Source organism: Sphaerisporangium viridialbum (genome assembly GCF_049674955.1).
Classification (GTDB): Bacteria; Actinomycetota; Actinomycetes; order Streptosporangiales; family Streptosporangiaceae; genus Sphaerisporangium; species Sphaerisporangium viridialbum.
This window is the reverse complement of the sequence record NZ_CP187232.1, coordinates 6,087,951-6,104,991: the sequence shown is the minus strand read 5'-3', so window position 1 is coordinate 6,104,991 and position 17,041 is coordinate 6,087,951. Positions and strand designations below refer to the sequence as shown.

At 71.0% G+C, this 17,041-nt stretch carries 13 protein-coding genes; 5 read left to right on the top strand and 8 right to left on the bottom strand.

Annotated elements, in window-relative coordinates; genetic code table 11:
• Window positions 1–29: 29 nt before the first annotated feature.
• Complete coding sequence (locus ACOZ38_RS27375; protein ID WP_424534027.1) at window positions 30–968, bottom strand: GlxA family transcriptional regulator; 939 nt, start codon at window positions 966–968, stop codon at window positions 30–32.
• Between the two features lie 86 nt (window positions 969–1,054).
• Here ACOZ38_RS27375 and ACOZ38_RS27370 point away from each other — a divergent pair, with 86 nt between their 5' ends.
• On the top strand, window positions 1,055–2,278 hold the full coding sequence (locus ACOZ38_RS27370) for an MFS transporter (RefSeq protein ID WP_424534026.1): 1,224 nt from the start codon (window positions 1,055–1,057) through the stop codon (window positions 2,276–2,278).
• Between the two features lie 183 nt (window positions 2,279–2,461).
• Here ACOZ38_RS27370 and ACOZ38_RS27365 read toward each other — a convergent pair whose 3' ends face one another.
• The gene (locus tag ACOZ38_RS27365; RefSeq protein ID WP_424534025.1) at window positions 2,462–3,298 is read right to left on the bottom strand and encodes a class I SAM-dependent methyltransferase; all 837 of its coding nucleotides are present in this window, start codon (window positions 3,296–3,298) and stop codon (window positions 2,462–2,464) included.
• A gap of 69 nt (window positions 3,299–3,367) precedes the next feature.
• Here ACOZ38_RS27365 and ACOZ38_RS27360 point away from each other — a divergent pair, with 69 nt between their 5' ends.
• Together ACOZ38_RS27360 and ACOZ38_RS27355 are read left to right on the top strand one after the other, a co-directional pair.
• Window positions 3,368–4,000, top strand: coding sequence for a TetR/AcrR family transcriptional regulator (locus ACOZ38_RS27360; protein WP_424534024.1), 633 nt, complete (start codon window positions 3,368–3,370; stop codon window positions 3,998–4,000).
• A 40-nt stretch (window positions 4,001–4,040) separates the two neighbouring features.
• A complete protein-coding gene (locus ACOZ38_RS27355) occupies window positions 4,041–5,009 on the top strand; it encodes a phosphotransferase enzyme family protein (RefSeq protein WP_424534023.1) in 969 nt (322 codons plus the stop codon).
• Between the two features lie 128 nt (window positions 5,010–5,137).
• On the opposite strand, the gene ACOZ38_RS27350 is transcribed toward ACOZ38_RS27355, so the two are convergent.
• Both ACOZ38_RS27350 and ACOZ38_RS27345 read right to left on the bottom strand, forming a co-directional pair.
• Window positions 5,138–5,989, bottom strand: coding sequence for a DUF72 domain-containing protein (locus tag ACOZ38_RS27350; protein ID WP_424534022.1), 852 nt, complete (start codon window positions 5,987–5,989; stop codon window positions 5,138–5,140).
• Between the two features lie 72 nt (window positions 5,990–6,061).
• Window positions 6,062–9,703: a CARDB domain-containing protein gene (locus ACOZ38_RS27345; RefSeq protein WP_424534021.1), complete on the bottom strand. Its 3,642-nt coding sequence runs from the start codon at window positions 9,701–9,703 to the stop codon at window positions 6,062–6,064.
• 417 nt (window positions 9,704–10,120) lie between these two features.
• Between ACOZ38_RS27345 and ACOZ38_RS27340 the strand changes: the two genes are divergently transcribed.
• Window positions 10,121–10,765, top strand: a complete 645-nt coding sequence (locus tag ACOZ38_RS27340) for a hypothetical protein (RefSeq protein ID WP_424534020.1) — start codon at window positions 10,121–10,123, stop codon at window positions 10,763–10,765.
• Window positions 10,766–10,842: 77 nt separating this feature from the next.
• On the opposite strand, the gene ACOZ38_RS27335 is transcribed toward ACOZ38_RS27340, so the two are convergent.
• From ACOZ38_RS27335 to pcaH, 3 genes are read right to left on the bottom strand one after another with little or no spacing between them, the layout of a single operon-like run.
• A complete protein-coding gene (locus ACOZ38_RS27335) occupies window positions 10,843–11,802 on the bottom strand; it encodes a phosphotransferase family protein (RefSeq protein WP_424534019.1) in 960 nt (319 codons plus the stop codon).
• Between the two features lie 35 nt (window positions 11,803–11,837).
• Window positions 11,838–12,503, bottom strand: coding sequence for a protocatechuate 3,4-dioxygenase subunit alpha (gene pcaG / locus ACOZ38_RS27330; protein ID WP_424534018.1), 666 nt, complete (start codon window positions 12,501–12,503; stop codon window positions 11,838–11,840).
• The gene (gene pcaH / locus ACOZ38_RS27325) at window positions 12,500–13,282 is read right to left on the bottom strand and encodes a protocatechuate 3,4-dioxygenase subunit beta (RefSeq protein WP_424534017.1); all 783 of its coding nucleotides are present in this window, start codon (window positions 13,280–13,282) and stop codon (window positions 12,500–12,502) included. Before pcaH ends, pcaG begins: the two co-directional genes overlap by 4 nt.
• Before the next feature lie 238 nt (window positions 13,283–13,520).
• On the opposite strand from pcaH, the gene ACOZ38_RS27320 reads away from it, so the two are divergent.
• Entirely contained in the window at window positions 13,521–15,314 is a 1,794-nt protein-coding gene (locus tag ACOZ38_RS27320) for an IclR family transcriptional regulator domain-containing protein (protein ID WP_424534016.1), read from the top strand.
• A gap of 127 nt (window positions 15,315–15,441) precedes the next feature.
• Here the strand turns inward: ACOZ38_RS27320 and ACOZ38_RS27315 are convergent, their stop codons facing one another.
• Window positions 15,442–16,992 carry a class I adenylate-forming enzyme family protein gene (locus tag ACOZ38_RS27315; RefSeq protein WP_424534015.1) on the bottom strand — a complete coding sequence of 517 codons (1,551 nt, stop codon included), beginning with the start codon at window positions 16,990–16,992 and terminating at the stop codon, window positions 15,442–15,444.
• Window positions 16,993–17,041: the final 49 nt, after the last annotated feature.

Below are 17,041 nucleotides of genomic sequence, written 5' to 3'. Positions count from 1 at the left end.
CGGCCGCGTGCGTGGGGGCAGAAGAGCGGTCAGCGGAAAGTGCGGCGGTAGGCGGCCGGGGTGGTGTCGAGGGCGTTGTGGAAGCGGCGGCGCAGGTTCACCGCGGACGACAGACCGACACGCTGGGCGATCGTCTCGACCGGGAGGTCGGTCTCCTCCAGGAGGGCGCGGGTGCTGGCGATGCGCCGGTCGAGGAGCCAGCGGCCGGGGGAGACGCCGAGCTGCTCGGAGAAGTGGCGGCTGAGGGTGCGCGGTGACATCCCCGACCGGGTGGCCATGTCCCGCAGGGTCAGCGGGCGGTCGAGGTTGGCGGTGATCCAGTCGAGCAGCGGGGCGAGGGAGCCGGGGACCGGGCCGGTCGTCGGCAGTGCGGGGTACTGGCGCTGGCCGCCCTCCCGGTGCGGGGCGGCCGACAGCTGACGGCCGATCCGCATCGCCAGGGCGGCGCCGTGGTCGCGCCTGACCTGGTTGAGGCACAGGTCGACGGTGGTGGCCGAGGCGCCCGCGGTCGCGACGTCGCCGTGGTCGACGTACAGCACGGTGGCGTCGGCGCGGACCCTCGGGTAGCGCCGGCCCAGCTCGCCGGTGAGCTCCCAGTGGGCCGCGGCGCTGCGGCCGTCCAGCAGGCCAAGGCTCGCGGGGATGTGGATGCCCGAGCAGATCCCGACGATGCGGGCGCCGCGGGCGTGGGCGGCCAGGACGGCGTCGCCGAGCTCGGCGGAGAAGTCCGGCCCGGGGCACCAGCCCGCGATGAGGATCGTGTCGGCCTCCGCCAGGGCCTCCAGTCCGTCGGTGACGACGATGTCGGCGCCCATCGTGGTCGCGATCGGGCCGGGCCGCTCCGCGCAGAGCCGGAAGTCGTAGAGCTGGGGAATGTCGGGGCCGTGGTAGCCGAACACGGCGGACGCGCAGGTCACCGGGTACATCTCCTGCGGCGGCCCTACCAGCGCGACCACACGGTTCTTCATGGCACGAATGTACCCAATGATGTCATTCCGGACGTCTGTGCGGGGATGGCCGCATGTTCAGAATGAGTGGTCATGGAGTTCGTCGGATGACCGCGATCCTTGATCGCGAAGCGGCCCCGGGCGTCCCGGAGCCGCTCTGGACCAGGAATTTCTCGCTCTACTTCGCCGCCCGGGTGGTGTCGCTGCTGGGCGACGCGATGATGCCGGTCGCGGCGGCGCTGGCGGTCGGGGCCATTTACGGGGTTTCGGGCGTGGGGTACGTTCTTGCCGTCTGGACGGCGCCCTTCGTGCTGTTCGTTCTGTTCGGCGGGGTCTTCGCCGACCGGATCGGCGCGCGCGCCATGATGGTCGGCGCCGACCTGGTCCGGATCTTCACCCAGGGCGTGCTCGCCGTCGCCTTCTTCGCCGGAGCCCCGCCGCTGTGGCTGCTGCTGGTCGCCTCCGCGCTGTCCGGCACGGCCGCCGCCATGTTCCAGCCGGGCGTGAACGGCATGATCCCGCTCGTGGCGAAGGACCCCCAGCGCGCCAACGGCACCCTCAAGATCGCTGACGCGGCCACGCAGCTCGGCGGCCCGGTACTGGCGGGGCTGCTGATGGCGCTGACCGGCGCGGGCGTGGTCTACGCCTTCGACGCGGGCACCTTCCTGCTGAGCGGCCTCTGCCTGGCGCTGATCAGGTTCGCCCCCGCCGCCGGGGTCAGGCAGCCCTCGACGGTCCTCCTCGACCTGCGGCGCGGCTGGGTGGAGTTCCGCTCCCGCAGCTGGATGTGGTCGGTGATCCTGGTCTGGGTGTTCTTCGGCATGCTGGTCTTCGGTCCCTACATCCCGCTGGGCTCCCGGCTGATCGGCGACCGCCTCGGCGACGCCGCCTACGGCTGGGCGATGGCGGGCCTCGGCACCGGCACCGTGATCGGCGGGCTCGTCGCGATCCGCTTCCGTCCTCTTCGCCCCCTGGCCGCCGGTGCCGTGGCACTGATCGGCTTCGCCTGCATCCCCCTCTCGGTCGCCCTGGGGCTTCCGCTTCCCGCGCTGATGGCCGGTCACCTGCTCGGCGGCGCCTCCTGGGCGTTCTGGTCGGTGATGTGGTCCACCAGCGTCCAGACGCAGGTGGCCCCGGACGTGCTCAACCGCGTCACCGCGTACGAGGTGGCCGGCTCGGTCTCCGGCGTGGCGGTGGGCCAGGCCTTGGTGGGCCCGGTGTCCTCCCTGGTCGAACCCCGCGACCTGCTGTTCCTCTCGACGGGCGTCAGCGCCGCGGTGTGCGCGGCGCTGCTGCTCATCCCGCCGATCCGGAGGCTCCGCCGGGTCTGATCACACTCGTACGAAGTGGCGAGGACCGCGAACCAGCGCGGGCGCCATCCGCCGTAGGGCCAGTCGATGTGCCGGTGGCCGTCCGGGTCGCGATCGGGTCAGCAGGGCATCGCGGATGGGTGCGGAACATCCCGTCGCAGTGCCACAGCTCGTCGTCCGTGAGCTGCCGGACCTGCCGAAGGCTCAGGGGCTGGTGGCGCTCACCAGCCAGACCGCTCCGGGGATGCGGACCCCCTCCGGGGTCTCGTACGCCACCAGCCCCGCCCGCAGTTCCTCCCGTGTCCGCTCGACGACGGCCTGGTCGACGTCTCGGAGGTTGAAGCGGACCGGTCCCTGGCTGAGGATGAAGTCCGCCGCGTCGGCGGCGTCGCGGCCGTAGTCCATCAGCGCCTTCACCGGGGTGAGGCTCACGCCGGTGAATCCGGCCTCGTCGAGCACCTCGCGGATGCGGGCCGCGTCGACCAGGGATCCCATCCCGCGCGCGGCGGGCGACGGTTCGCGCATCAGCGGCTTCAGCGCCACGGTGGCGCGGGCGTAGTCACTGTCGGGGGTGCCGCCCTGCGGGCCCATGAACGCGAGCCGCCCGCCCGGCCGCAGCGCACGCCGGATGTTGACGAACGCGGCGACTTGGTCGGTGAAGAACATCACCCCGCCGCGGCTGATCGCGACGTCGAAGGCACCGTCGGGGAACGGATGGACCTGGGCGTCCCCCTGCTCGAACCTGACGTTGGCGATGCCCTGCTCCGCCGCGTCGGCTCGGGCGCGCTCCAGCATCGGCGCCGAGATGTCGACGCCGACGACGTGCCCTCGGGACGCCTTGCGCGCGGCGAGCAGCGTGGGCTGGCCCGTACCGCAGCCGATGTCGAGGACGCGGTCGCCCTCCTCGATCGCGGCGACGCGGAAGAAGTCGTCGTCGAAGCCGGTGACCGTCGCGTTGTAGCGGGCGGCGTTGTTCGCCCAGTTGACGCCTTCCCAGCCGTTCCACGCTTCGGCGTGGTGGGTGTTGGCGATGGCATGCATGGCTTTCCTCCTGTGCGTCGATGACTAGAGTTGAACTCTAGAGTCGAACTCTAGATATAAGCTATAGCCATGAGTCAGGTCAAGGGCGAGGACAAGCGGGCTCGTAAGGCCAAGGAGACGCGGCGGCGCATGCTGGATGCCGCGTGCGAGCTGTTCGTCCAGCAGGGGTACGGCGCGACGGCGCTTCAGCAGATCGCCGACCGGGCCGGCGTCGCCGTGCAGACGATCTACTTCACGTTCGGCAACAAGCGCGCGCTGCTCAAGGAGCTGGCCGACGTGTCGATCGCCGGCGACCAGGAGCCGATCGCGACGATGGATCGGCCGTGGTTCCACGAGGCCCTCGCCGCCGAGACCGCCGGCGCGCAGTTGCGGCTCCACGTCCAGGGCACGCGAGGGATCCTGGAGCGCGTGGCTCCGATCACCGAGATGCTGCGCGCCGCCGCGCTGGCCGATCCGGGGACCGCCGAGCTCTGGGACCAGGACACCGACCCGAGGTTCACCGTCCACGCGACGGCCGCCCGGTCGCTGGTGGGCAAACCCGGGATCCGTCACGGGGTGACGGCCGAGCACGCCGCCGACCTGCTGTTCGGCCTGCTCAGCCCGGAGCTCTACCTGGCGTTCGTCCGCGACCGCGGCTGGTCGCCCGACCGGTGGGAGCGCTGGTCGCACGACACCCTGAGCTCCCAGCTCTGCTCTGGGTGAGATCGCTCACCAGGCCGTCCGGGGAGCATAATCACGGTCTATGAGGGACAGGCCGGAGGGTGTGGAGGAGGCCGCGCTGGTCTCGGCGCTGGCCGACGGGTGGGGGGTCGAGGCCCGCTCGGCGACGTACCTCCCGGTGGGAGCCGGGAGCTACCACTGGGCCGTGGCCGACGGCGGCGGGCGGCAGCGGTTCGTGACGGTCGACGACCTCGGCTTCGAGGACGGTTCGCGGGAGGCCGCCTTCGGCGCGCTCGGACGGGCTTACGACACCGCGCTGGCCCTTCGACGGGACGCCGGGCTCGGATTCGTGGTCGCGCCGATCCCGGCCCGTACCGGGTCGACGGTGTGGCGGCTCGATTCGCGCTACGCCGTTTCGGTGTTTCCGATGGTGGACGGCGAGGCCGGGCAGTTCGGCGCGCACCGGCCGCAGGACCTCGCCGAGGTGGTCGAACTGCTCGCCGAGCTGCACCAGGCCACTCCGGCCGTCGCGGCCAGGGCTCCCCGCGCCGACCTGGCGCTGCCCGGCAGGGACCGGCTCCAGGACGCGTTGCGCGATCTTGACGGGGAATGGGCGGGCGGGCCGTTCTCCGAACCCGCCCGGCGGCTGCTGGCCGCCCGCGCCGACTACGTCGAGCGGTCGCTCGGCGACTTCGACCGGCTCGTCGAGCAGGTGCGAGGCACGGCCGCGGACTGGGTCGTCACCCACGGTGAACCGCACCCCGGCAACCTGATCCGGGGCGCGGCCGGTCTGAGGCTGGTGGACTGGGACACCGTGCAGGTCGCCCCGCCGGAACGGGACCTGTGGATGGTCGCGGGCGATTCCGGCGGAGTGCCGGCGGCCTACACCCGTGCCACCGGGCGGCCCGTTCATCCCGCCGGCCTCGCCCTCTATCGGCTGTGGTGGGACCTCGCCGACATCGCCAGCTTTGTGGACGAGCTTCGCCGGCCGCATGGCACGGGCGAGGACATCACCGCGTCGTGGACCTACCTCAAGGGCTACCTCGAATGAGGCGACTCGACCCGTCGTCGATCGTCAGCAGCAGCCGCTCGCCGGTGAGTGAGCGCCACCTGCTCCGCGCGCCACGACGCGGCGCCGCGCCCGAGCGGCCGTGACGGCACGCCGGGGCGTACCTCCGTTCAGAAGAGGGTCAGCGGCTCGACGGGGATCGGCTCGGGGAGCGGCTCGAGCTCGGGCAGGCGGGCGCGTACGTCGTCGTGGAAGCGGCGGGTGAGCGTCAGCGCGTCGGCGTTGTCGGGGGTGTGGATGAACATGGTCGGTGAGCGGCCTTCGCGCAGCCAGCCGGTGACCGTGCCGACCCACTGCCGCCAGCCCTCGGTGGCGGGCGCCGTGGCGTTCCTGCCGAGGTAGCGGATGATCGGACGGTCGGTGAGGGCGCGCGACCGGCGTGGCATGCGCGGCTTCTTCGTCCACGCGTCCCGCTCGGCGTCGGTGGTCGGAGGGCTCTCGAACAGGGCCGTGGTGTCGAACGGGACCCACTCGGCCCCGGCGCCGGCGAGCACCCCTTCGAGGAGCCTTGCGGATCGCTCGTCGTCGAAGAACGCGCGGTGGCGGACCTCGACGGCGTACCTGTGCGAGCGGGGAAGAGCGCGGAGGAAGCCCGCCAGGGTGCCGAGGTCGGCCGGGGCGAACGATCCCGGCAGCTGGATCCAGAGGGCATGGGCCCGCGGCCCGAGTGGCTCGATCGCCGCGAGGAACGACCGGAGCTCCTCGTCGGCGCCGATGAGGCGGCGCTCGTGCGTGAGCGGCTTCGGGAGCTTGACCACGAAGCGGAAGTCGGGAGCGGTCTGCCGCGACCACGACTCCACCGTGCTCCTCGCCGGGGTTGCGTAGAACGTCGTGTTGCCCTCAACCGCGTTGCACCAGGTCGCGTAGGACCGCAGGCGCTCGCCTGGGGGGAGCGGATGGGGGAGGAACCGCCCCTGCCATGGCGCGTGAGTCCACATCGCGCATCCCACATGAAGCCGCATGGACACGACGTTATCGAAGGCCGGCAGAGGAGATGACCCCCGCCACGACGAGCGGCCGGCGACCTCGAAGGGCTACCCGCCGTTGATCACGAAGCTCGTCCCCGGCTGCCTGACGATGTTGCCGGTGGCCGAGTTGGTGATGGTCACGTTCGTCAGCGTCGCGTTGCCGCGAGCCCCGCTCATGGCCAGGATGCCTGCACCGTTGTTGGACTTGTCGATCCGCACATTGGTGATGGCGACGTTCGGCATGTTGCCGCCGCCCGTCTTGAACTGGATGCCGTCGTAGGTCGAGTCATAGATGTCGGTGTCGCGGATGGTGACACCGGTGATGTCCCTGCTCGACGGGAACAACGTGATGGCTCCGAACTCCTGGTTCTCGTTCCAGAAGACGCCGCCACCCCGGTAGATCGCGTTGTTGGCGATCAACGTGGTCCCCGAGAAGGGCAGGGGACTGTGGTCGGTGGCCAGCATGATGCCCGGGTAGTTCATGGTGTCGTAGATCAGGTTGTTCTCGATCGAGTTGTCGTAGCCGCCGTAGATCGCGATGCCGTTCGCTCGCCAGGGCAACTGGATGGTGTTGTTGACGAAGTGGTTGTCGTGCGTGTTGTCGACGACCTGGTCCTTCACGGCCTGGTTGGCCCAGACGGCCAGGGCGTCGTCGCCGGTGGTGCGGAACGAGGAGTTGAACACCCGCGAGTTCCGCGTGCCGTTGGTGAAGTTGATGCCGTCGGCGTAGGTGTCGCGGATCCGCATGCCGCTGAACTGCAGTCCATCGGCAGGGCCCCACAGGGCCGGGATGTTGTCGTAGTCACGGCCGACCCAGACACCCACGTTGGCGTGCTCGATCCACACATTGGTGATCTTGGTGTTCAGGCCGAACCGGCCGTTCAGGCCCACTCCGCCCTCGTCGTTGCCGTCTCCGCCGCGAATACGGCCCGAGCCGAAGATGGCGATGTCGGAGATCTGGGTGTTGCTGTCGATGTCGAAGCCGAAGTTGCCCTCGTGCGGGTGGTTGATGCCGCCCACCACGTCCTGCGGCTCGGTCAGCGTGTAGAGCTGGGAGTGCCACATGCCCGCGCCGCGGATCGTGACGTTGCTGATGCCCACCTGGTTGTACTGGCCCCGGTTCAGCGGGTCGTCGGTGAGGATCTTCTGCTCCTGCCGCCACTGCCCCGCGGGGATCCAGACGCAGCTGATGACGCCGTTCTGGTTGTCGGTCACCGCCCGCTGGATGGCGGCCGTGTCGTCGAGCCCGTCGTTGGGCACCGCACCGTACTGCGTGATCGAGGTGCAACCGGCCGGCTGGCTGGCCGGGGGCGCCACCTGCTCCAGGTCGATGAAGTCGACGATGTAGAACGACGCCGTGTCCGTCGCGTCGCGCTGCAACTTGAACTTGGTGCCGGCCGGGTAGGACTGCGCGAGCAGCGCGTGCGACTCGTCGAACAACCGCCGGGCGTCGGCCTGGGGGGTGTTGGTCAGCGCTTCCGGCCCATCGGTGTTCCCGTACAGCCAGCTGTGGCGCGACGAGAGGGTCAGCTTCTGGGCGAAGGTGCCGTTGATGTAGAGGCTGAGGGTGGCGTCGATGCCCCCGCCGTTCGGCGCGTCGGGGATGGAGTTGCGCACCACGATCGAGTTGGAGGGGTTGGTCGAGGTGAACTCGACGAACTGCCCCGTGCTGTTCAGCCGCACCGACTTGCGGCCGGAGGACTCGGTCGCGAAGTTGGTGTGCCCGAAGGTGCGCAGCGGGTCGGCCTCCAGCAGGGTGCCCTGGTAGCTGGCGGCTTCGGCCTCGTACTCGACCCACGGGACCGCGGCCCCGCGCCCGACCACGATGGCCTGCGAGAACGTGTTGTTGTTCTCGTTCGTCTCCGCGACGACGTTGGTGGCGTCGGCCGTGGCGGTGATGGTGGCGCCGCCGCTGGTGGCGGTCCAGCTTCCCGTGACGGCCACGTTGACCGTCGCGCCCGCGGCGATCGGCGCGGTGTTGGTGTTGAGCGTGGTGCCGCCCACCACCAGGCGGGTGACCGTGGTCACGCCCACCGCGGTGTTCCCGCGGTTCTTCACCGCCACGTTGAACGTGACCGCCGCTCCGACGGCCGGGTTCGACGGGTTGGAGCTGATGCTGAGGACCTGCAGGTCGGGACCCGGTGCCTCCGCGACCACCAGCGGCGACGCCGCGGTGAGGGAGTTGTTGTCCTCGTTCAGCTCGAAGACCGTGTTGTCCGCGTCCACCGTGGCGCTGACCGGGTAGCTGCCCGCGGGGCGGGTGCCGATGTTCTGGGTCACCGTCGCGGTGCCGTTGACGGGCAGGGCGGGTATCGCGACGGTGCCGACCAGCGTGCCGCCGACGTAGAGGTTGACGCTGTCCGCGACGGATGCCGCGGTGCCCGCGTTCTTGACCGTGGCCGACACCGTGATCGCGTTGGTCTCGATCGGGGAGGTCGGGGTCCACGAGAGGTTCGTGACCGTGAGGTCGGGGTTCGGCGCCGGGACGCCGATGACCTGGAACTCGGCGACCTGCCCGCCGGGTGCGCCGGTGTTGGCGGCGAACTTCAGCTGGACGTCGGCGACGGTCGCGGCGAAGTCGATCTTCACCGAGTTGCCGCCTGAGGCCGGGTTGAAGGTGTAGTTGGCCGCCGACACCAGGTTCTGGTACGTCGTGGCGCTCTGCTCACGGCCCAGCACCTGGATGTTCTGCGTGCGGGTGCCCCACGAGGCGTCGGGGTTGAGTTTCAGCACGACCGAGCTGACGCTTGCGTTGGCGCCGAGCTTGACGGTCAGCGTGTTCGGGAACGCGCCGGAGTTGGCCTCCCAGTAGGTGGCCACGTTGTTGTCGTTCGCGTTCGCGGCGACGAACGTGTGCACGTGGCCGGACTCGACCATCTGCTTGCCGATCGCCAGGTTGGTCCCGGGGTCGCCGGTGCCGTTGCGGGTCACCGAGTTGCTGCTGGGCGACTGGTTGCCCGCCGCGTCCTTCGCCTTGACGTAGTAACTCACGGTCGCCGTGGCCGGCTGGGTGTCGGTGTAGGTGGTGACCTTGCCGACGCTCGCCCGCAGCTGGTTGTTGGCGTAGATGTCGTAGCCGGTGACGCCCACGTTGTCGGTCGAGGCGGTCCAGGTCAGCTGGATCTGGGTGCCCGACGGCTGGGTGTAGGCCAGGTTCGCGGGCGCGGTCGGGGCCTGGTTGTCGCCGCCGGTGCTCGCGCCGTACAGCTCGAACTCGGAGATCTGCGCGGCGGGCCAGCCGGTGTTGGCGGTGATGTTGACGCGCCAGTACCGGTAGGTGGCGGCGCCGAAGTTGATCGTGACCGTGTTGCCGGTCGCCGGGTTGAACGTGTAGTTCGCCGAGGCGACGACCGTGGTGAAGCCGGAGCCGTCGGCGCTGCCCTGGATCGAGAGTGTCTGGGTGCGGGTCTGCCAGGTGGACGGCGCGGGCACCTTCAGGACGACCTGGTCGACGCTGGTGGCGGTGCCGAGGTCGACCCGCGCCCACTGCGGGAAGCTGTTGTTCGCGCTCTCCCAGTAGGTGGACTGGTCGCCGTCGTTCACGGCCGACACCGCGTATCCGGCCGTGGAACTGCTGGCTAGGGTCGCCTTGCCCGGCGACAGGTTGGGTCCGCCCGCGGCGGAGGCCGGGACGACCGGCCCCACGGCGAGCAGGCCGGCGGCGACCATGGTCGCCACCAGCCGTAACGGTAGGCGCAGCATTCTCATTCGCGTTCTTCTATCTCTCGTCATGCTCGACAGGATCGGGGCTTGAAGGCATGCGCCTTCACCGCACACGGATGGGGGGGGCAGGTGCACGGACGCAGTGCATCCCTGAAGTTGCGAGGAACGGCGAGAAAACGAACATTGCTTTGCAAGATTCTTGCGTAGCGTTGGCCAAAGGTTACATAGGTGCTACAGTCCCGTCAACGGGTGGAAACAGCTTTCTGGACAGGCCCGACGCCGGATGTGACAACGGGTCAGAGCGACCGTGAACCCCCGAGGCCGGTCCCACCAGATCCCGGCCTCGGTCAGGTTGGATGCGGCGTTCTGTGCGGTTTCCTCGGCTCTTTGGGCGGGGGGGTGTTCTCAATAGGAGGTTTGAGGTAGAAGATCGTTCTACCTACTGTCTCTTTTGAGGTGTACGTGAAGAAACTCCTTCGGGCCCTTGTCGTCCCGTTGCTCGCCGCGGGCTTCGTTCTCACCGGCTTCACAGGCCCCGTCCGCGCGGATGCCCCTGTGAGCGATGCCGAACTCGCGCTCCATTGGCAGACCGCGTGGGACACCTACAGGTTCTACGACACCGCGCCTCCCGTACCGGGGTCGGGGCGGAGCAGGGACACGACCCAGATCTCGGTCGTGATCAACGCTCCCGTGCGGCAAGTGTTCGAGAAGTACTCGAACATCAACAATCACATCGGCAGGGCCGCGTTCCTGAAGCGCGTCGTCACCCACAAGGACACGTGCCGGCACGACACGCGTTACATCAACTTCACGGCCATCGAGGACATCCCGTACGAGGGCGCGATCGTCACCAGCGAGACCCACGCGCAGCAGCGGATCCACCAGGATGATCTCTACTACGAGACGGACACCTGGTCGTTGCCCAACGTCGTCACCCACCAGAAGATCGTCTTCAGGAAGCTGACCGGCGGGAAGACCGAGGTCACCGAGCGCCTCACCTTCGACGCGGACACTTCGCTGATCGATTTCGTCGTCACCAACGGCACCGCCTCCCACCAGCAGACGCAGGTGGGGCTCAAGGCGGCCATCGAGCGCGGCGAGCTCTGATCCGCGGCCGGGCGGGGCTCGTTCTCCGGACGCCCCGCCCGGTCCGCCCCGCTCAGGGCTGACCGGCCCGGCGCGCGTCAGGCGGGCCAGGCCGTGCGTTCGCGCAGCCACGCGAGGGCCGCTTCGCCCTGGGCGGCCTGGAAGGCGCGCAGGGTGGGCAGGCCCGGCGGGGCGGGCTGGCGCGACTGGCGGACGAAGAACCCGGCGAGCGCGGCCAGCACCGTGGTCACCGCCGCAGGGTCGGCGTCCCGGCCGGCCGGGTGGGCGGCGAAGACGGTCTCGGGCGGCGGGCCGCCCTGCATCCGCACGCTCGGCAGCATCTGCAGCAGGTCGTACCACGGAGCGCCGACGAACGCCCACGGCCAGTCGACGACCATCACCTCGTCGGCGGTGAGCAGGAGATTGTCGCCCCGGATGTCGCCGTGGACCAGGCTCTCGCCCTTGGCCGCCGCGGGCCAGCCCTCCTCCAGGTCCGCCAGCGCGTCCAGGTGGCGCGCGGCCCATGGGGCGAGACCGGCCAGGTCGTCCTCTCCCGCGTCACGCGCCGCGGCCAGCCGTCGCCAGCCCTGGAACTGCTCGCCGAGCCGCTCCTCCGCGGACGGGGCGTCGACCGGGGAGGGGGTGAGCGCGACGGCCAGCCGGTCGAGCGCGGAAAGGACCCGTTCGAGCTCGTCGGATCGCCACGGATCGGCGGGCGGACGGCCGTCCACGTCCTCGAAGAGCAGCGCCACCCAGCCGCCGGAGTCGAACGAGGCCAGCAGCTCCGGCGCGGGCACCTCCGCGGGGAGCGCGGCGGCGATCCGGGCCTCTGCCCGGTAGATGCCGGCGGACTCGGGGTTCGGCTCGGGCCCGACGGCCTTGGCGAACGCCCGCTTCCCGTTCGCCAGCGTCAGCCGGACGGCGGCGCCCGGTGAGAATCCGCCGGTCTGGGTCACGGCCTCGGCCACCGGCGCGCCCAAATGGGTTTCGACGGCCTGGCGGATCTCTTGGGGCACGGCGTGCCACGGCAGGCGCACACCGGTCGCGGGAGCGTTCATGGTCTCATTCTGGGCGACAAATGATCGCGAGGTGTTCAGTCGAAGGCCAGGAAGACCGTTTCCTCATGGCGGCCGTCGTGCTGGAGGCGGATGTCGAAACGGTGGACCCCGTCGCGCTCTTGGGTGGCGAGAAGGGTGGCCCGGCGCTCGGGCGGCAGGGACGAAAGGAGCGGCTCGGTGGCGGGGTCGGTGAGCTCGGGCAGGTAGACCCGGGTGTACAGGTGGTGCAGCAGGCCGCGGGCGAACACGCACACCGAGACGTACGGCGCGCCGCCCGGCGGCAGGGTGCGCACCGCGTAGTGGCCGTCGGCGTCGGTGGCGACACGGCCGAAGCCCGTGAAGTCCAGCCCGGTGCGGCCGATGATCGCGCCGTTGAACTGGTCGCGGCGCAGTGAGCCGGGGGCGCCGGCCCGCGACCCGCCGGGGGAGGGCTGCCAGAACTCCAGCATGGCGTCCGGGATGGGCTGCCCGGCCCCGTCGTAGACCCGGCCGTGGACGGTGAGGGCGCCGGGGTGCCAGGCGGGGGCGATGTCGCCGCCTCCGGCGAAGGGCAGGGCGTACCCGTAGAAGGGGCCCACGGTCTGCGACGGGGTGGGCGGCCGCGTGTCGTCCCGGCTCGGGTGCGGGGGAGTCTCCGGGTCGTGCCGGCTCGGGTGCGGGGGAGTCTCCGGGTCGTGCCGGCTCAGGTGCGGGGGAGTCATCGGGTCTCCTCGGTCCAGGTGGCGGCCGGGCCGGAGAGGACGATGTCCCAGCGGTAGCCGAGTGACCACTCGGGGGTCGACAGGTCGTGGTCGTAGGCCGCCACGAGCCGGCCGCGGGCGGCGTCGTCGGTCACCGACTGCATGATGGGGTCGAACGCGAACAGCGGGTCGCCGGGGAAGTACATCTGCGTGACCAGCCGCTGGGTGAAGGCCGTGCCGAAGAGCGAGAAGTGGATGTGCGCGGGCCGCCAGGCGTTGTCGTGATTGCGCCAGGGGTAGGCGCCCGGCTTGATCGTGGTGAACGCGTACGCGCCCTGGTCGTCGGTCAGGCAGCGGCCGACGCCGGTGAAGTTCGGGTCGAGCGGGGCCGGGTGCTGGTCGCGCTGGTGGGCGTACCGGCCGGAGGCGTTGGCCTGCCAGATCTCGACCAGCTGGCCGCGTACGGGACGCCCGTCGCGGTCGAGCACCCGCCCGGTGACCCGGATGCGCTCGCCCAGGGGCTCCCCGGTGTGCCGCCGGGTGAGGTCCGCGTCCAGCTCGGTGACGTCGGTGACGCCGAAGACCGGCCCGCTCAGCTCGACCGCGTCGGGGTCGCGCAGGGCGATCAGCGGCCGCGTGGGATGGCGCAGCACGGTGCTGCGGTAGGGCGGGTACGCGCGCTCGGGGTGGGTGAGGCGCGGCGCGCCGCCCTCGACGGCCTTGGCGTACGCCTGGTGCGCCTGGGCGATCTCGGCGCTGATGACCTCTTGCGCGGGGGGCGCCGGAGGAGTGGTGGTCATGGTCTGCCTGTCACCTTTCGAGGACGAGGGCGAGGCCCTGCCCGACGCCGATGCGGAGGGCCGCCACACCGGTGCCTGAGCCGGCGGCGAGCTGGTGGGCGACCGGCAGGGCGACCTGTGTTCGCCTGGTGAACTTTAGTTCATTATCGTAGGATGGAGTTTGTGCCTTCGGCGGCGGTCCTGTCAATCGCCGGGCATGGCACCGTTCCCGGCGGAGGTCGCAAGACGTGGAAAGAGCATGACCGGCGAGGCGGTCCCGCCACCCGAGGCGGTTGGCCCGCTGATCAGGGGCCTGGCGGTCGTCGACCGGCTCTCCGTGGCCGGCGGGCGCAGGAGCGTGGGCGACCTCGTGCGCGACACCGGCCTCGCGCGCTCCACGGTCGACCGCATCCTGAGCACGCTCGCCCGCGTCGGTTACGCGCGGCTCGACGGCCGGGACGCGGTGCTCACCCCCGCGCTGATGGAGCTCGGCAACGCCTACCTGGCCGCGTCCGGGCTCGCCGGCCCGCTCGGCCCGCTCGCCGACCGCCTCGCCGACGAGCTGGACGAGTCGGTCTCGCTCGCCGTCCCCGACCGCGACGGCGTGCGGTTCGTGCACCAGGCGACCCGCAGGCGCGCGATGTCGGTGGCCTTCCGCATCGGCGATCGCCTGCCCGCCGAGTGCGGAGCGGTCGGGGCGCTGTTCGCGGCCGACTGGTCCGTGGACGACTGGCGGCTCTGGCGGCGCCGCCGGGAGGCCGACCCTGGCAACGCCGCCTTCCCCGTCGTGCCGCGCGGCGCCGGGCGCGCCGCCGCGACGTTCGAGGAACGCATCACCCGCGCGCGGCGGGACGGGTGGTCGCTGGACGACCAGCTCATCGAGCCCGGGCTGGTCGCCGTGGCCGTGCCGGTTCGCGACGGGGCGGGACGCCAGGTGTGCGTCGTGAGCGTGGTGAGCCACACCAGCAGGCACGACGCCGGTTCGCTCCTGGAGGCGGTGCTGCCCCGGCTGCGGGCGACGGTCGCCGCGATGGAAGGCACGCTGGCCTCCCCCGGCACGCCCTCCGGGCCGCCCGTGGGCGCGCGGGCCTCGGCCGGTACGGTCTCCGGGCCGCCTGCGGGCGCACGGGTCTCGCCGGGTACGGTCTCCGGGCCGCCTGCGGGCGCGCCGGAATCGGCCGGTACGGCTTCTGGGCGGCCGGCCGCCGCCCGTCCGGCCGCCGTCGCTCCGGTGTCCGACCGGGCGCGTACGTCGAAGCGGGAGCTCGGGTCGGAGTTCGTGGAGTCGCTCGCCCGGGGCCTCCGCGTCCTCGCGGCCTTCGAGGAGGCCGGGGTGCCGCTCAGCGGGCTGGCCGAGGCGACCGGGTTGGCCAGGGCGACCGTCCGGCGCTCGCTGCTCACCCTCGTCCACCTCGGATACGTGGCCGTGGAGGGCTCGCTGTTCCGGCCGGCTCCTCGGGTCCTGGATCTGGGGTTCGCCTGTCTCTCCAGGCTGACGCTGCCGCAGATCGCCGGGCCGCACCTGTCCTGGCTGGTGGAGCGCGTGCACGACTCGGCGTCGATGGCCGTCCTCGCCGGGGACGACATCCAGTACGTCGCCCGCGTCCCCGCAGTGCCCGCCGTGCGCATCATGAGCGTCGACATCACGCCGGGCACGAGGTTCCCCGCGTACGCGACGTCCATGGGACGGGTCCTGCTGGCGGGCCTGCCCCCGGCCGGGCGCGCCGCGTCCCTGGCCCGCGCGGACCTGAGGCCGCTGACGCGCCACACGGTCACCTCGGCCGAACGGCTCGCCACGCTCGTGGACCAGGCCGCGCGGGACGGCTACGCCCTGGTCGACCAGGAGCTGGAAGAGGGGCTGCGCTCCGTCGCCGTCCCGGTGCGCGACCGCGGCGGTGAGGTCGTCGCGGCGGTCAACGTCTCGACGCACGCCAGCAGGGGCACCATCGGGCAGGCCCGCGAGAACGTGCTCCCGCCGCTGCGGGAGGCGGCGGCGCGCATCGAGGACGACCTGCACGTGGCCGGCCGCTTCACCCGCATCCCCACCGGCTGACCCGGCCGCACGAGGACGCCGGGGTGTCGCCCCTCTACATGAACGGAGAGTCGTGCCAGTAGGACGGCATCACTGGCCGCATACCGCGCGCGCTTCCAGATCACCGTGGTGATGCGAGGATGCCCCGTCAGGACGTCCTTCTCGCATCTCTCAGCTCGCGCTTGAGGACCTTTCCGGTGCCGCTGATCGGAAGCGCGTCGACGAACTCCACCGACCGGGGCTTCTTGTAATGCGCGAGCCGGGCGGCGGCGAACTCGATCAGCTCCTCCTCCGAGACCTCGCTCCCCACGGCGCGGCGTACGACGGCGTGGATCGCCTCACCCCAGGTGGGGTGAGGCATCCCGATGACCGCGGCCTGTTCCACTCCCGGGTGCAGCATCAGGGTCCTCTCCACCTCGATGCAGAAGACGTTGATGCCGCCGGTGATGATCATGTCCTTGAGCCGGTCGACGATGGTGACGAATCCCTCCTCGTCGACCACCGCGACGTCTCCGGTCTTGAACCACTCTCCCGAACGGCTGTGCGCGGTCTCGTCGGGCATGCGGAAGTACTCGCGGGAGACGGTGTCGCCGGCGAGCCAGATCTCCCCGCCTGTGGTCCCGTCGTGGGGGACGTCGTCGCCGTTGGGGTCGACCACCCGCAGCAGGGTGAGCGTCATCGGCTTGCCGACGGAGGCCAGCTGCCGGACCTGCTGCTCGGAGCCATCGGTGAACTGGTCCTCAGGGCGCAGCACGGCCGCGCAGGAGTAGCTCTCGGCCATCCCGTACAGCGGGTAGAAGATGTCTCCGACCAGCTCTCGCCCGCTCCGCAGGAGCGCCGCGGACAGGGGCGAGCCGCCCGTGTTGATGCCGGTGAGGCTGGAGAGGTCGAACCGCTCGCGATCAGGCTCGGCGAGGATCATCTGCAGCATGGTGGGCACCAGCACGGTGTTGGTCACCCGGTGCTCGGCGACGGCACGCAGGAACGTGCCGGGGGCGAACCCGGGGTGGATCACGGTCCGGCCGCCCTTCATCATCACCGGATGCAGACCTGCGGGGCCGCCGGGATTGAAGAAGAAAGGAATGCACTGCAGCGCCGTACCGCTTTCCGGGACCGGCATCTCGGCCAGCCAGTTCAGCATCGCCGCGACCGCGTTGCGGTGCGTCATCATCGCGCCTTTGGGGATCCCGGTGGTGCCGCTCGTCGCGCCGAGCTGGTAGACGTCGGTCTCCTCGACCGTGACCGGTGGCTCGTCCCTGGACGCGGAACCGATGAGCCGCTCGAGGTCCAGGTCGAAACCGTGGCCCTTCCCGATGCCGATGACGTGGCGGGCGGCCGGGACCTCGGGGAGCCATGCGCGTGCCTGGTCCGCGAGGTCGGCATGCACCAGCACCGCGGCCGGCTCCACGTAGGCGAGGTACGAAGCGATCTCCTGGGCCGCCAGGCGGATGTTCGTGGCGGCTCCGACGACACCGGATTTCGCACACGCGAAGAAGAACTCGATGTACTCCCCGCAGTTCGGGGCGAAGATGGCGAGCCGGTCGCCCTTCCGCAGGCCGAGATCGAGCAGCGCGTTGGCGAACGCGTTGGTCCGGGCATCGAGCTCCGACCAGGTCCGGGTCGGGCCACCGGGCACGACGACCGCGTCCTGGTCCCCGAAGAACTGTGCGTTGCGGCGCACGATGTCGCTGACGAGCATTACGAAGATCCCACTTTCCCTGCGGCGCCATCGGGGTGAGGCGAAAGTT